A 13,615-nucleotide genomic window follows, 5' to 3' on the forward strand; every position below is an offset into this window, starting at 1 on the left:
GCTCGGCTAATTGATAAAAAGCCAATGGTGTGTGCCATTGGCTTTTTTGTTGGGTATCATTTTACGATGAACTTAATTAGTGTTACTCGTACGATTTCTTGAAAAGCTCCAATACGCTAATCCCCCCAAACCGCTGCTTGTAGCCACAATTGACTCCATTGCGCTGACACTTGTGACCAATCAGCACCCATCTGATTGAGTTTCAAAAGCCGTTAATTGCTGGTTCGGTTGGGAAGATGGCGGCAAACCATTGCATTGGCGCAGGTAGCATCTCGCTTGGCCAAATAAACCCAGCAGAAAAAATCAATGGCATTGAGCTAAGTAGAATCAATACCGTCACGAGTTCTCGTCTAGGCGTGATTGCTCCAACCAGAATGCCAATAAAGCATGTGGTGAGAAAAAACGGCAACATTAAGGTGAGCATTTCGCTAGGGTGGGCGAGTTTACTGATGCCATACATATCAAAACTGGCACCGAAATAAAACATGCCGAGTATATAGTAGAATCCTAATAAAACCCCAGTGCGTACCGCTATCACCCTGAAGGGCGATTGGGTTTGCCAGTAGCCATTACCTTGCCTTTGAGTGCCTCCGATTAATCCCGATGCCATCGCCAAGGTTTGCTGAAGGATGAGCACAAAGACGGCGGGAACAACGTAATCTATATACCCCATGTGCGGGTTGAACGTCGGTTTAGCATTGAGCTCGGTAGCCGCATATTGCTTAGCTGCCAGTTCGAGTGGCACACCATCAATTAAAAGCTTAGACACTTTGGTCTTAGCTGCAAGCGTGCCTCCAGCCTGAGCAAGCCCTTCAACCACGGTCCCGTAGACTAGAAATAGCGCGGCATCACCCGCGTAGGAAAGTACCGGACTTTTCCCCATCATGAGATCTTTATAAAAGTGTTCAGGAATAACAATAAACCCGGTAATCCTACCTTCTTCAAACCACTGCTTGGCATCTGCAATGGCGCTCAGGCGGCTTACCACCGTGACGTTTGGTGTTGCATCGACCATGCGTTCGAGTTGATAACTGGTTTGGCTTTTGTCTAGATTGACGACGGCAATTGGCAGCTCGCGCGGGACCTGCTTAGTGTATGGCAGCGGATAAAGAAATGAGTAAAAGAGGACACCACCAAACACCGTGAGCGTCACTACGGGGTTGGTGAGAATCGCTCTTAACTCAAGTTTAATATGTTCGAGTAGCGTCATGCTTGTGACTCCTTACTCATATGTTTTTTGATCAGTATGACGGTCAGCATCAGTGGAATGACATAACCCACCATAGGGGTAAGATGCGCAAGAGATTGAATGGCTGTGACGCCGTAACTTGCTTGGCTTACTTGAACCTCAATGTAATGACTGATTGGCAGCAGTTCCCGCCATGCTGTTGCAAGGGTTGTCATGTCTGCAGCTGGAAAGGTGATGCCCATAAATGCAAAGCTTGGGGCAGTAAACGCCCCAGCGAAGCTCATGGCTCTTGCTGCATCGCAGGTAAGGAAGAAAAAGAAACAAGCCATGATCATACAGGCTAACGTCGTGATCACCTGTGCAAAAAAGAGCACTAGCCAGCTTCCTTCCATCGGCCAACCAATGATGTCGTAGAACCAAATAAGGAAAAATGAACCCTGCAATAAAAACCACAGAAAATAAGGAATCAATGTACGGCTCAGATGACCCACAATTGATGTGCTTCCAAACCACGGGCTTAACCCAGAAATCCGATAATTTGCGCTGAGTACTAATACCGTAAATGAAACAATGGCGATTTGCCAAATAGCGGGAATAATGGCGGATACCAGAAACTGGGCGTAATTGGTGCTTATATTAAATAGTGGCGTAATTTGAGTTCTTACTGTTACGGCATTGCCCATTGCCGCGAGACTCGTCGTGTTGCCTTTTGATAGCGCTTTAAGCACACCGACTTGCGCGTTAAAGGTGCCTTGGGCCTGCAGCGCGGCCGAATTAATCAACCGTCCAACGAGCAGGTATTGGCTGTTATAAAACAGAGTTACTTGTGGGGTGAGTGACTTTGTAATGGCTTTATCAAAGTTAGCGGGGACATATAAGATTGCGTAGATATCGCCTTCAACTAGCGCAGATTTCGCTTGTTGAATATCGTCGTATTGATGGTCAATACTTAGCATTGACGTCGCATTATAATTACCGATTAGCTTCTGCGACAAGGTGCTTTTGTTGAGGTCGACAACACCGACAGGCAAGTTATTGGCGATGCCTTGAGAAAATATCCAATAAATGGAAAAGCACAAGATAACAGGTACCCAAGTTAGGCATGAAAGCAGCCATTTATCATGACGGAGTATGTGCCATTGATTGTAGTGCCGCCCATCTGAGGAGATGGGCGATATGGTGTTAGAACGCTGGTTCATACTCAGCCCTTACATCTCAACGGCTAGGCTCATGCCCATACGTAACTTATCTTTGTGATCCAACGGGCGAGCTTCCACTTCGAAAGTGCGTAAATCAAAACCTTGAGTGGCATCAGTCGAGCGCCAGGTGGCGAAATCACCCATTACGGCAACATGATTGACTTTGAATGTGACGTCGGTATCTAAAGCGGGTACGAATGCGGTAAACTCAGCCCCTTTTTCAAAATGCTGCAGTAGATCTTCACGAACGTTTAAAACGGCCCATGAATCTTTGGTATCGACAACGGTTACAACCGGAAAACCTTGCGGAGCAAGCTCTCCACTATGGAGCAGTACTTGAGAAACTTCGCCATCAAACCATGAATGAATCTTTGTATCGGCGGCATAAGCTTCAACTTCGGCTACTGCACCCGCTGCCATGCGAACTTTTTCCTCTGCCGCCACTTTAGTTTCCTTACGAGCGCCTTCTTTTGCCATTTCAAACATTTGATAAGCAGCACTTTCAGTGTATTTAGCGGCTTGCCATTGCGTTTTAGCTTCATCACGTTTTTGCTCTGCAACAACACCATCCTTGTATAGATTATTGACACGCAGATAGGTTTTTTCCATAAGCTGGGAGGCCGCGCGTGCTTTGCGCCACTGATCTTCTGCAGCTCTGATTTGTTGCTGGCGAGCACCATTGTTAGCCTCTTGCGCGAGTGCACCTGCCGCTTTTTCATCGGCGACAGCTTGTTCTAGCTTGGCGTCAATTTCTGGACTGTGGAGAGTGAAAACCAGCTGACCTTCTTTGATTTCGTCGCCTTTGCGAACCATCACCTGATCGATTCTACCGGGCACTTTAGAGGAAATACTGTATTGCTGAGATTCAATTTGCCCCTGAAGACGAAAGGGCGGGGTTTGATAAGCCTCAAAAAACTTATAACCGACCCAACCTGCAATAACGAGCGCGCCTAGTGTCGCGAGTGTTGGTTTTACCTTTTTCATGATGCGTCCTTACTAGTGATTTTTGCAGGATTAATAGAGTTATACTTGTATTGGCTAAAACTGTTCATTTCATTAGATAGCGCAAGTAATTTATTAAGAGAGAGTAGGTATTGGAAACTTGCGGCGGCCTGTTGCGTTTTAATGCTCGCAACATATAGCTCTGCATCAACGACATCAATAGAGCGTCCCAAACCTTGAGCAAAGGCCTTTTGTCTTAACAATAGGTTTTCTTTTGCTAGTGATAAGCTTGAGTTCAGTCCAACCGCTTCGTCGAGGGCTTGCTGGGCTTCCAAATAGGTCTTTTCTACTAATACGCTTAGATCCAGTTTTGCTTGGCGCTTTAGAAATTGAACTTGGCTCACGGCGCTGTTGGCTGCTTTGACCTTTTCACTACGACCCGTATTTTCGAGCAATGGCACGCTGACGCCAATACCGACTAACCAGTCTGGTGTCATTTGATTGGCTAATGAGTCACCTTCATAAAGGTTATAATCCCCATAGGCGTAGACTTCAGGGTAGTATTTGCCGTTTTCGGCTTTAATGAGACTGCTGGCTTGCTTCTCTTTAGCATCGAGAATCGCCAGCCCAGGGTAGGTGTCTAACGTTTGGTCAACAAAGGCATCGAGAGGCGGTAAATTGCGGTTAATAAAGAGTTCGTCTCTCGGTTCAACCTTTTCAACTTGGCCTAGTATCTGCGTCAACGCTGCCTGCGCGATATTGAGACTATGTTGAGCTTTCTTTCTCTCAATAGTGGCTTTATCGAGTGAGGCTTCTGCTTGTAAGCGTTCTACTCTGGCAATTTGACCTTGCTGTTCGAGCTTAATGGCGTAGTCGCGATGCTTCGTGAGCCCTTGCTCTGCGGCGAGGCGCGTTTCAACCACTTCTTTAGCTAAAATCACACTGAAGTAGTATTTGCTCAAGTCTTCATAGCGCGCTTGTACTTCCATTGCAAACTGACTTTCGGCTTCTTCTTGGCGACCTTCTGCTGCGGTTTGCGCAGCGGTGATTCGCCCACTTGAGTAAGATTGGCCATACCGCTCGGATGGAAGAGCTAAAAATGTCTTGATGTTCGATAGTGGACGTTATTCCACCTAGTCCACCGAGTAATTGTCCAAGAATAGGGCTTTGAGGCACCCCACTTAAACTTTCAGCTAATTGGTTGCCGGATACAGTGACATCTTTATCGAGACGAGTGTAATTTGCGCCAATAGTGACACTAGGTAGGTTAAGGCTGCTCGTCGCACTCTTTAAGTGCCCGTAGCGCTCGACATTAGCTCGCTGCGCGGCAAGTGAATTGTTGTTTTGTTGAAGCAGCTGCCAAGCCTCGTCAAAGGAGACTTCTGCACTCCATGCATTAAGTGACAGAGTGCCGAGCAATGTGCCCACAACCAGAGGTAGGGACTTAATCTTCATGTTTGCTCCAAACCAGATGTTAATAAAATATTTAGAGTTTATACTCTAATAATATTCAGTGCAATAATATAAATGTAGTTGCTAACGAAGGAATGGCGAAGTTAAGTGTCTGTTTTTTTGATGATGGTCATGAGAGATAGAGAGGCCTGTATCAAACCTCCCTACCAGGAGTGGTATTTACTACTGTGATGGGCAGAAATAACCTGCCCGCCATACTAAGTTTTTTGCTTGCTTCATTGCTTGCAGAACTTCATTTCCAGACATTTGCGGGCAAGCAAATGAGACAAGAAGGTCGTTTTCAACGTCTTCTTGCGGAGAATTTTGTTTTTGATAAGCTCTAACGTGGGTGAACGTTGATGTTCGGTTTTTTGACAGCACAGCCCTATTTAGGCAAATTCCAAAACAGTCACGTTTCATAGCCTTGCTCCTTCTAACGTGGTTCCTTTGTACGCTCTCATTATTTTTGTTTTTTTGAGAGGTGAAGTTTTCTAGGTGTTACAGCATACCGCTCAAGCTGAATGAGGCTTTTTCTTTAATGGATGTTTTAATGTTGAGTTGATGCTTGGCGTGAGAGTGGCAGTATCGTACTTGTGACGTTAAAACTGGTTTAGCCCCAGTCTTTACGTTTACTCCCAATCTTAACTTTCCGCGTTGGCGGTATCCTTGTTTAGTTGGTGTCGTTTTACTATACGATATGCCGCCTAATTAGTTCTAAAATTAACCTAAAATTGCTGTGATCTTAGTCAGTGTTCTTTATGCACAATATGAAATAAACGAACTTGTCATTAAGAACGGTGGGTGAGGTATGAGCGGTCGGTAAATACTGAGCCATGATTTCTTTGAGAGTGTCACAGAACGATGACGCACTGAGTGTTTTCATGTTACGAGGCTGTTACAGTACTGATGTTAAAGGAGAATGACAATGAGATGGAATCAGTTCAGCTTTCGTCATCGTCTGCTCATTATTATGACGTTTTCAGGCTTGCTGCAGTTGGTCATATTGTCTTTGGCTGGCTTTAGTTATATCAAGCAGTCACAAGAGCAGGAAATGGGATTCAAAGCGAAAGGTGTCGCCACGTTTCTAGCGCAGTCATCGTCGGTAATTAATATGGTTGAAGATCGCACTTCGGCTCAGATGCAAGCGCGATTTCGCGGTCTGACTGAGATGATTGGCGCCGCGTTTATCGTCATTGGTGACCGTCAAGGTATCCGGCTCGTCCACCCCATTGACGAGCGCATCGGCAAGCCAATGAAGGGAGGAGACAATGATAAAGCGTTGGTAGATGGGCAGGCTTATGTGTCATTTGCTGAAGGTTCATTAGGAGAATCAGTACGTGGAAAAGCGGCCATTTTCGATAGTAATGGTCAGATTATTGGCGTGGTGTCCGTTGGTTACTTGATCGATAGGTTACAAGATAGAATCGAGCCGTATTTAGCCTTTTTATTAGGAATGGCGGTGTTGGTACTTGTGGCTAATGGCATAATCTCAAATTATATTTCTCGGCGTTTTCAGAAGGCGATTTTGGGCTTTGAACCTGAAGAGATTGGTCGTTTGTATGGTGAGCTTGACGTAACCATGAGTACCATTAAAGAAGGGGTCATCAGTATTGATTCTAACGGTGTTTTACGATCTATTAACACCAGTGCTTGTGAGATTTTAAAGTTAAACAAGCACGACACTATCAATCAGCCCTTGAGCGATGTACTGCCTAATTCGGACTTACATAGTTTAATTAATAGCCAAGAAGTGGATCACGATATTGAGTTGTATTTAAACCATCAACGTATTGTAGCGAATCGAAGTCCAATCATTGTCGATGGAAAGGTCGTTGGAGCGGTATCGAGTTTTCGACTCAGGGATGAAATTAGTGAGCTTACGGCGCAACTGTCTCAAACTCAGGCCTATGCGGAAATGTTGCGCGCTCAAACTCACGAACATCGCAATAAACTCAACACTATTAATGGCATGCTTCAAATGGGCGAATTGGATGCGGTTCAGCAACTGATCGGTTTAGAAACCGCACACTATCAATCGTTGATTGAATTTTTGCGGGAGACCATGCGTGATCCGCTAATTGCCGGGATGTTGCTAGGAAAGACGGAGCGTGCGCGTGAGCTCGGTTTAACGTTAGTCGTGGATCCTGAATCACGTTTAGAGCCTCTCCCTGAGGAGTTAAATGCGGATGATATTGTCACGATTTTAGGTAATTTAATTGATAACGCTTTTGAAGCAACGTTATCAGCCATTACCCAGCAACCCAATGAGCGGTTAGCGCGTTCAAGCATTGAAGTCTCTGTGAGTGATTATGGCAATGAAATTATTCTCGAAGTGGTGGATAGAGGCTGTGGTTTGCCTAGTGACATTGACGTATCGTTGCTAACACAACGAGGGGTGTCGAGTAAATCGGCCAGTAATCGCGGCGTTGGTTTATTTTTGGTTAAGCAATTAACGGAGCGCTATCAAGGACAGCTTGAACTGATAGCAAATAATGATATGGGGACTCGAGTCACTGTATACGTACCAAAGGATGGAATGGCATGAGTACAATGACACGTGTAATGATCATAGAAGATGATCTAAAAATTGCGGAGTTACATCGTCGCTACCTAGAAAAAATGGGGGGATTTGAGGTGGTCGGGATTGCCACTTCTCGCTCGGAAGCTGAAATGCAGTTAGAGTTGTTAGAACCAGAATTGGTTCTGCTAGATGTCTATCTCCCCGATGGTACGGGTATTGATATTCTCGGTAGATTAAGAACCATGAATCAAGCCTGCGATGTTATTCTCATCACCGCCGCAAGAGATGTCGAAACCTTACAGCAAGCAATGCGCGGTGGCGTGATCGATTATTTGCTCAAACCCGTTATGTATCCTCGATTAGAAGCCGCGTTAAAAAAATATCAGAAGAGAACAAAACAACTTCATCACGTGGATGGGCTTGATCAGTCACTCGTTGATGAAATGATGCAGAGTCACACGGGAGAAGCAAAAACAGACAAGCATCTCCCGAAGGGTATAGACGGCGTGACATTGGAAAAAATACGTACGCTGTTTAGTGAGCATAGCCTGTATACCGCGGATGAAGCGGGCGAAAATATAGGGGCAAGTCGAACAACGGCACGGCGTTATCTTGAGTTTTTAATTAGTACAGGTGAATTAGAAGCGGATGTAAATTATGGTTCCGTTGGTCGGCCAGAACGCTGCTATCGTCGTCTAGTGCGTGAATAAAATGTTGCTGAATAACTCAAGAGGTGGAGTGGGAAGCCATTGGAACAGACAAGTAGTAGTGTGAATAGTAACGTGGACCACAATATAAATACTATAGAGCTCATGCCTTTCACTGACGAGCATTATGCAATGTTAATTGAATGGATTGACTCGGAAAGGCTCAACTACCAATGGGGTGGGTTTCAATTTACTTTCCCTTTGACGCATCGCCAACTCAATAAATATTTTTCAAATCGCTTGAGTCGTCCTTTTTTATGTCAACGAGACGGGGTTTTTGTTGGCTTTGTGGAGCTTTATCAAGCGTCCAAGAATGTGCAGCGTATCTGTCGAGTCTTTATCCAACCAGATTACCGGGGGCAAGGGCTTGCATCAGAGATGCTGCGTTTAGTGATAGCCGTCGCCAAAGCAGACCATCCTATGTCAGCGGTCACACTGTCAGTATTTTCCCATAACCACTCCGCTATTCAGTGTTACCAGCAGTTAGGTTTTGAGCAAACCGAAGTCGTCAAAAATGTCCGGTTTATTGAGGGGCGTTATTGGGATCTGTGGCTAATGTCACTTACCGAAAATAAAATCATGGAGTGATGATGTCGCTTCACCGTGCTGGAAAAGAGTGATGAATAAGTATGTTAACCATTGAACCGCTAAATGAACAAAATTTTGAATATGTTTTAATGTTGTCTGTACCAGATGAACAGCGTCCTTACATTGGCTACATTAATGAAATTATTGATCAAAGCTGTCAAAAGCCTGAAGAAACACAGTGGGTGATTTGCCAAGCTGGAAAACCCGTAGGCTTTTTCTACTCGACAGTGCTTATGCCAATCGGTATTCATTCTGTCCACAAGGATCGATTGGCTTTAGGTCGTTTCTGATTGACCAGCAATATCAAGCTCAAGGCATTGCTAAACGTGCCATTCGACAAATACAAGAACAGTATATGGTGTGGTTAGGGAAAGAGCAGTCAGATTTGTATCTCACGGTGAATTGTAAAAACGCCTTAGCAAGATCGCTGTATGTGAAGGCAGGGTTTATGGATACTGAACAACTTTACCTTGGCGGTGAGGCCGGACCTCAACATATAATGTGCTTTAAATCAAAGAAGCGTGGATAAATAGGACTATGATGCTCGCTGCTGTTGCACGGCCGTGTTAGCCGTTACGAGTTATCATGGAGCAGTGAAACGGCATATTGGAACGGTACCCAGCGATGTCTGTGCCCCTATCTAATAACGAATCATGATTAACACGCAATAAATAAGGCAATTGATGTGATTTCAAAACTTCCGCGCTGGATTGAATCTGGAGCGTTTATTTTATCATTGCTAGCAGGGACGGTGAATGCTGTCGGCTTATTGGGCTTTCAGCATCAGGCTATTTCGCATTTATCAGGAACGGCAACATTACTAGGCACGCAATTATTTAATGATTGGGCGAGTTCTGCTCATTTGATTGGTATTGTCATGAGTTTCCTATTCGGTTCGGCCATTTCGGGATGGTTCATATCGAATGTGTCTTTGAAACTAGGGCGCCAATATGAGTGGTTGTTATGCATTGAAAGTGCGTTGTTGTTATCTGCGACTTACTTTTTAGTGGCAGGCTCGCCAACGGGTAGTTACTTTGCTTCAGCCGCATGTGGTTTACAAAATGCGCTTGCTACGACGTTTAGTGGTGCCGTGGTTAGAACGACACACGTGACGGGTATCGTCACTGATTTGGGGATCATGATAGGCTCAACACTAAGAGGTGAAGCGTTTGATAAGCGTAAAGCTAAATTGTTTGTGACCATCTTAGTCGGCTTTATCTGTGGAGGGCTAGTTGGCGCTATATTATTCAATCATTTGGCATTTTATGCGCTGTTGCCTCCAGCGGTATTATGCATTATTTTGGCGTTAGGCTATCGCGTATATAGAAAGCGAATTGCTTATATTTCTCGCTCAAATTAAGGAATAAACAAGTGAAAACACAATGGATTGTGGATGCGTTTACGTCTGAGATGTTTAAAGGTAACAGTGCTGCCATCATGCTGGTAGACGAGTTTCCAAGTGATCAGTGGATGCAAAACGTTGCGATAGAGAATAATTTGTCAGAAACCGCGTATCTAACACCGATTGCCGCTAATCACTATTATATTCGGTGGTTTTCGCCACTGACGGAGATTGATTTTTGTGGTCATGCGACATTGGCATCGGCTTATGTACTCTATAATCATTTAGCGATGGAACAGGGTGTTTCGGCAACGGACACGATCCGGTTTTCGACTAATGAAGTCGGTGATCTTACCGTTAGACAGTTGGAGACGGGGCGAATTGAAATGAGCTTTCCCAACCAGAACCCCGCACCCATCACAGACATACCCCGAGCATTGCTCGAAGGGCTGCCACATGCTCCCACTTGCATTTTACGCAATGAGCAAGCGTATTTTGCCGTCTATGAATCCGAAGAGGATGTCATTGGCATTGAAGCGGATAGCTCAGTGTTAGCGCAGTTGGCGCCCTATGATATTGTCGTCACGGCGCCGTCGGTGCATCCGCAGCGCGATTTTGTGTCTCGTTATTTTTGGCCCGCGAGTGGTGGTGACGAAGATCCAGTGACAGGCTCGATACATGCGGGATTGACACCTTATTGGAGCGAGAAACTTGGGAAAACGTCAATGGTCGCTTTTCAAGCGTCGCCACGAAGTGGCATATTGTACGCCGAGCTCTCTGGCGAAAGAGTGCTCGTTTCTGGTGATGCAGTTTTGTTTTCTAAGTCTGAGTTGTACATCTAAAGTCTCGCCAGTAAAAAAGGGTGAGGTTTATCGTTAGTGCTAAGTCGCACATTAACCTATACCTAGTTAGAGACAGGTACAAGACAAGAGCGATAGAATGAAGTTATCGAAAAGAGAAGGTCGTATTGTAGAAAGTGCGATTGATCAATGGCTGGAGCAGGGTGTTATTACCTCTGAGGATTCTGATAAGCTGAAGGACAGCTATCAAATCGTAAAAATAGATTGGTCGTTGATCGCCAAATACTCATTCTGGATAGCGATCGTTTGTATTGTATTGTCAGTGCTGTCTGTGCTGCTTGATGAATGGCTAATTAAGCTATTTGAGGAAATTTTTACGGCCCCTGATATTGCGAAAAGTGGGTTTTTCGCGTTGATTTCAGCACTGTTTTACACATTTGGCCTTCGTCGTAAGAAGCTTTCTCCGGACAAAATGTTTAGCAATGAAGCATTATTTGTACTGGGAATAATCAGTACTGCAGTGTCGATTTATTTTCTGGGTCAAGTGATTCAAACGGACAGCGTCACTAAGTTAATACTCATCGCCTCGCTTGTTTATGGCGTCTTAGGGCTTTGGATTCCATCGCTAATCGTTTGGCTATGTGCGTTACTGTCGTTAGGTTGTTGGTTTGGGTTTGAAACTCATCAGGCGAGTGAGCTGGGCTACTTTATTGGGCTAAATCTTCCGCTACGCTTTGTGTTGTTTGGTGTATTACTCATCGCTTCTAGTTCATGGGCATTGCGTCGTTGGGAATCAAAAGAAGACTTTGCCATTACGACACGAGCGGTAGGGATGTCAGTATTCTTTGTCTCTATGTGGCTGATGTCCGTATTTGGAAACTATGCTGACTGGTCGGTATGGAGTGATGTTACTCAATTCTCTTTGATTCATTGGTCGGTGCTACTACTTGTTGCGTCTATTGCTTCTGTCTACCACGGCATAAAGTATGATGATGAACTGACGAGAGGGTTTGGTTTGATCTTTATCTTCATCAATCTTTACACTCGTTTTATCGAGTACTTTTGGGAAGGGACACACAAAGCCGTGTTCTTTGCCATTTTAGCGATAAGCTTTTGGTTCTTTGGGACTCGAGCGGAAAAAATCTACCGTATTGGTCGGGAAAGTGAATAACCAGTTTTGATTAACAGGCCCGCTGTCGTTAACAGAATAGTTGCCATTAACAGAATAGTTGCCATGAACAGCATAGTTACCATGAACAAAATAGTTGAGTCGTTCGTTTGTCGTAGCAATAACATGATGTATTGAATCATCGGTGCAGATGAAGCCCCTGTCATCGCCGATGAGACCATTCAAGCATGTTCAGTATCAGGTTACGTAACACGCTTAAATTAAATTGAGCCGAATACGACTTTTGGCTCAGTCTTTTGCTTTATTACACACCGCGCGAACCATACCTTTGAAGATAAATAGATGTGCAGGCATCATGGCAAACCAATACAGTAGGCCACGGAACCCTTGGGGGTGCCACCATGCGGTGATATTTATTTCCCGCTTGTCACCTAGGTCGGTAATCGTGAATTCAAGTCTGCCGAGACCGGGTCCCTTCATACCAAATAGCAGAGAAAGAAAGCCAGGCTCTTCACAACGAATGACTTTCCATGAATCAATGAAATCCCCCACCTGAAGTTGTGGGCCTTTTGGCGCGCGTCGAATAGGGCGACCGCCGCCAAAGAAAATGTCCAACCACTCTCTTGTCCGCCATAGTACATTGGCAAAAAAGTAGCCTTCATCGGGGCTGCCGATTTTCTTCACAACATCCCATAACGCCTGACTGGATTTGCGGGTGATTAACGTCGCGCCAGTCTTTTTAGGGTAGTAACCATATCCAGCTTGCCAGCGAGTCAGGGCGCTTGGGTCGAACCCCCAAACGTTGCTTAGGACAAAGTCACCTTCTTGCTCAACACTGGACTTTACCGCGTCAGCATAGGAAATTAATGGCTGAGGGTAACGCTCCCGGATTGAAGCCGAATTGGCAATGAAATCATGCTCTAATCCAGCGAGTAATGCTCGCCCTATATTTGACGGCACCGAAGTAACAACGCCTAGCCAGTACGAGGCGAGCTTTGGGGTGAGTAGGCTGGTTGCCCAAAGGCGAAGAGGCTTGTTAACACTGTCACATATAATTTGAAACTGTTGATGGTAGGATAAAATGTCCGGACCACCGACCTCATAAATGACATTGGAAGGCATGTCTTCAGCAATCAAATGTAAGAGATAATAGTTAAGATTCTCTAAAGCGATGGGGTTCGCTTTGGATTCGACCCATTTAGGGGCAATGAGGACGGGCAGGTTATAGACAAAGTCACGCATAATTTCATACGCGGCTGATCCTGGTCCGATAATAACACCAGCCCTCAATTCAGTTACTGCAACCTTGCTGGTTCTAAGTAAATCCCCTGTCGCTTTTCTTGCGGCTAAATGTTCGGAGTTCCCCGTTTGTGGTTGAATCGCACTTAAGTAAATAACGTGCTGAACGTCACTGATATCGAGAGCCTCTTTGACATGACGGGCAAGAGTCAGTTCGTAGTCGAGAAAGTCGTGACCATGAGCCATGCCATGGACAAGGAAAAAGACGATGTCGAAATGTGGTATGAGGGCGAGCGTGGCTTCTCGATTGGATAAATCGAGGTATTCAAATTTCAATTGAGAGTGTGGCATGACACGAGCTTTGAGATACTCAATTTGACGAGCAGCAGCAGTGACCTCATGCCCTTGTTCTAGGAGTTTAGGAATTAATTGCGAACCGACATAGCCAGAGGCTCCAAGCACTAAAATACGTTTCATTCATCACTCCGTTGAATCAATATTATCTGT

The 13,615-nt window shown here is 45.1% G+C and carries 12 protein-coding genes and 2 pseudogenes; 8 read left to right on the forward strand and 6 right to left on the reverse strand.

The annotated features are described in order from the left end of the window. Positions 1–116 precede the first annotated feature (116 nt). The 5 genes and pseudogenes from AC0L66_RS08145 to AC0L66_RS08165 all read right to left on the reverse strand — a co-directional run bounded on the left by AC0L66_RS08145 (position 117) and on the right by AC0L66_RS08165 (position 5,202). Positions 117–1,210: pseudogene (locus tag AC0L66_RS08145) on the reverse strand (ABC transporter permease). Then, complete coding sequence (locus AC0L66_RS08150; RefSeq protein WP_265673114.1) at positions 1,207–2,388, reverse strand: ABC transporter permease; 1,182 nt, start codon at positions 2,386–2,388, stop codon at positions 1,207–1,209. Before AC0L66_RS08150 ends, AC0L66_RS08145 begins: the two are co-directional and overlap by 4 nt. 9 nt (positions 2,389–2,397) lie before the next feature. Then, positions 2,398–3,372 carry an HlyD family secretion protein gene (locus tag AC0L66_RS08155; RefSeq protein WP_473569068.1) on the reverse strand — a complete coding sequence of 325 codons (975 nt, stop codon included), beginning with the start codon at positions 3,370–3,372 and terminating at the stop codon, positions 2,398–2,400. Next, positions 3,369–4,785, reverse strand: a pseudogene (locus AC0L66_RS08160) (TolC family protein). The gene AC0L66_RS08155 and the pseudogene AC0L66_RS08160 overlap by 4 nt, the downstream one beginning before the upstream one ends. Positions 4,786–4,965: 180 nt before the next feature. Further along, positions 4,966–5,202: a cation transporter gene (locus AC0L66_RS08165; protein WP_265673110.1), complete on the reverse strand. Its 237-nt coding sequence runs from the start codon at positions 5,200–5,202 to the stop codon at positions 4,966–4,968. Between the two features lie 505 nt (positions 5,203–5,707). Here AC0L66_RS08165 and AC0L66_RS08170 point away from each other — a divergent pair. The 8 genes from AC0L66_RS08170 (at position 5,708) to AC0L66_RS08205 (ending at position 11,911) form a co-directional block, all read left to right on the forward strand. Then, positions 5,708–7,327: an ATP-binding protein gene (locus AC0L66_RS08170; RefSeq protein ID WP_265673109.1), complete on the forward strand. Its 1,620-nt coding sequence runs from the start codon at positions 5,708–5,710 to the stop codon at positions 7,325–7,327. After that, complete coding sequence (locus AC0L66_RS08175; protein WP_265673108.1) at positions 7,324–8,013, forward strand: response regulator; 690 nt, start codon at positions 7,324–7,326, stop codon at positions 8,011–8,013. The genes AC0L66_RS08170 and AC0L66_RS08175 overlap by 4 nt, the downstream gene beginning before the upstream one ends. Positions 8,014–8,073: 60 nt before the next feature. Continuing rightward, on the forward strand, positions 8,074–8,598 hold the full coding sequence (locus tag AC0L66_RS08180; protein WP_473569070.1) for a GNAT family N-acetyltransferase: 525 nt from the start codon (positions 8,074–8,076) through the stop codon (positions 8,596–8,598). A 41-nt stretch (positions 8,599–8,639) separates the two neighbouring features. Continuing rightward, a complete protein-coding gene (locus AC0L66_RS08185; protein WP_473569299.1) occupies positions 8,640–8,888 on the forward strand; it encodes a hypothetical protein in 249 nt (82 codons plus the stop codon). Beyond that, positions 8,777–9,127: a GNAT family N-acetyltransferase gene (locus tag AC0L66_RS08190; RefSeq protein ID WP_473569072.1), complete on the forward strand. Its 351-nt coding sequence runs from the start codon at positions 8,777–8,779 to the stop codon at positions 9,125–9,127. The genes AC0L66_RS08185 and AC0L66_RS08190 overlap by 112 nt, the downstream gene beginning before the upstream one ends. 156 nt (positions 9,128–9,283) lie before the next feature. After that, positions 9,284–9,958: a YoaK family protein gene (locus tag AC0L66_RS08195; protein ID WP_265673105.1), complete on the forward strand. Its 675-nt coding sequence runs from the start codon at positions 9,284–9,286 to the stop codon at positions 9,956–9,958. Between the two features lie 11 nt (positions 9,959–9,969). Beyond that, on the forward strand, positions 9,970–10,782 hold the full coding sequence (locus tag AC0L66_RS08200; protein ID WP_473569074.1) for a PhzF family phenazine biosynthesis protein: 813 nt from the start codon (positions 9,970–9,972) through the stop codon (positions 10,780–10,782). A gap of 97 nt (positions 10,783–10,879) precedes the next feature. Beyond that, positions 10,880–11,911 carry a hypothetical protein gene (locus AC0L66_RS08205; protein ID WP_473569075.1) on the forward strand — a complete coding sequence of 344 codons (1,032 nt, stop codon included), beginning with the start codon at positions 10,880–10,882 and terminating at the stop codon, positions 11,909–11,911. Between the two features lie 246 nt (positions 11,912–12,157). On the opposite strand, the gene AC0L66_RS08210 is transcribed toward AC0L66_RS08205, so the two are convergent. Next, positions 12,158–13,585, reverse strand: coding sequence for a DUF2867 domain-containing protein (locus tag AC0L66_RS08210; RefSeq protein WP_473569076.1), 1,428 nt, complete (start codon positions 13,583–13,585; stop codon positions 12,158–12,160). Between the last annotated feature and the right edge of the window lie 30 nt (positions 13,586–13,615).

It is taken from the genome of Vibrio sp. GJ43-1, from assembly GCF_055808835.1.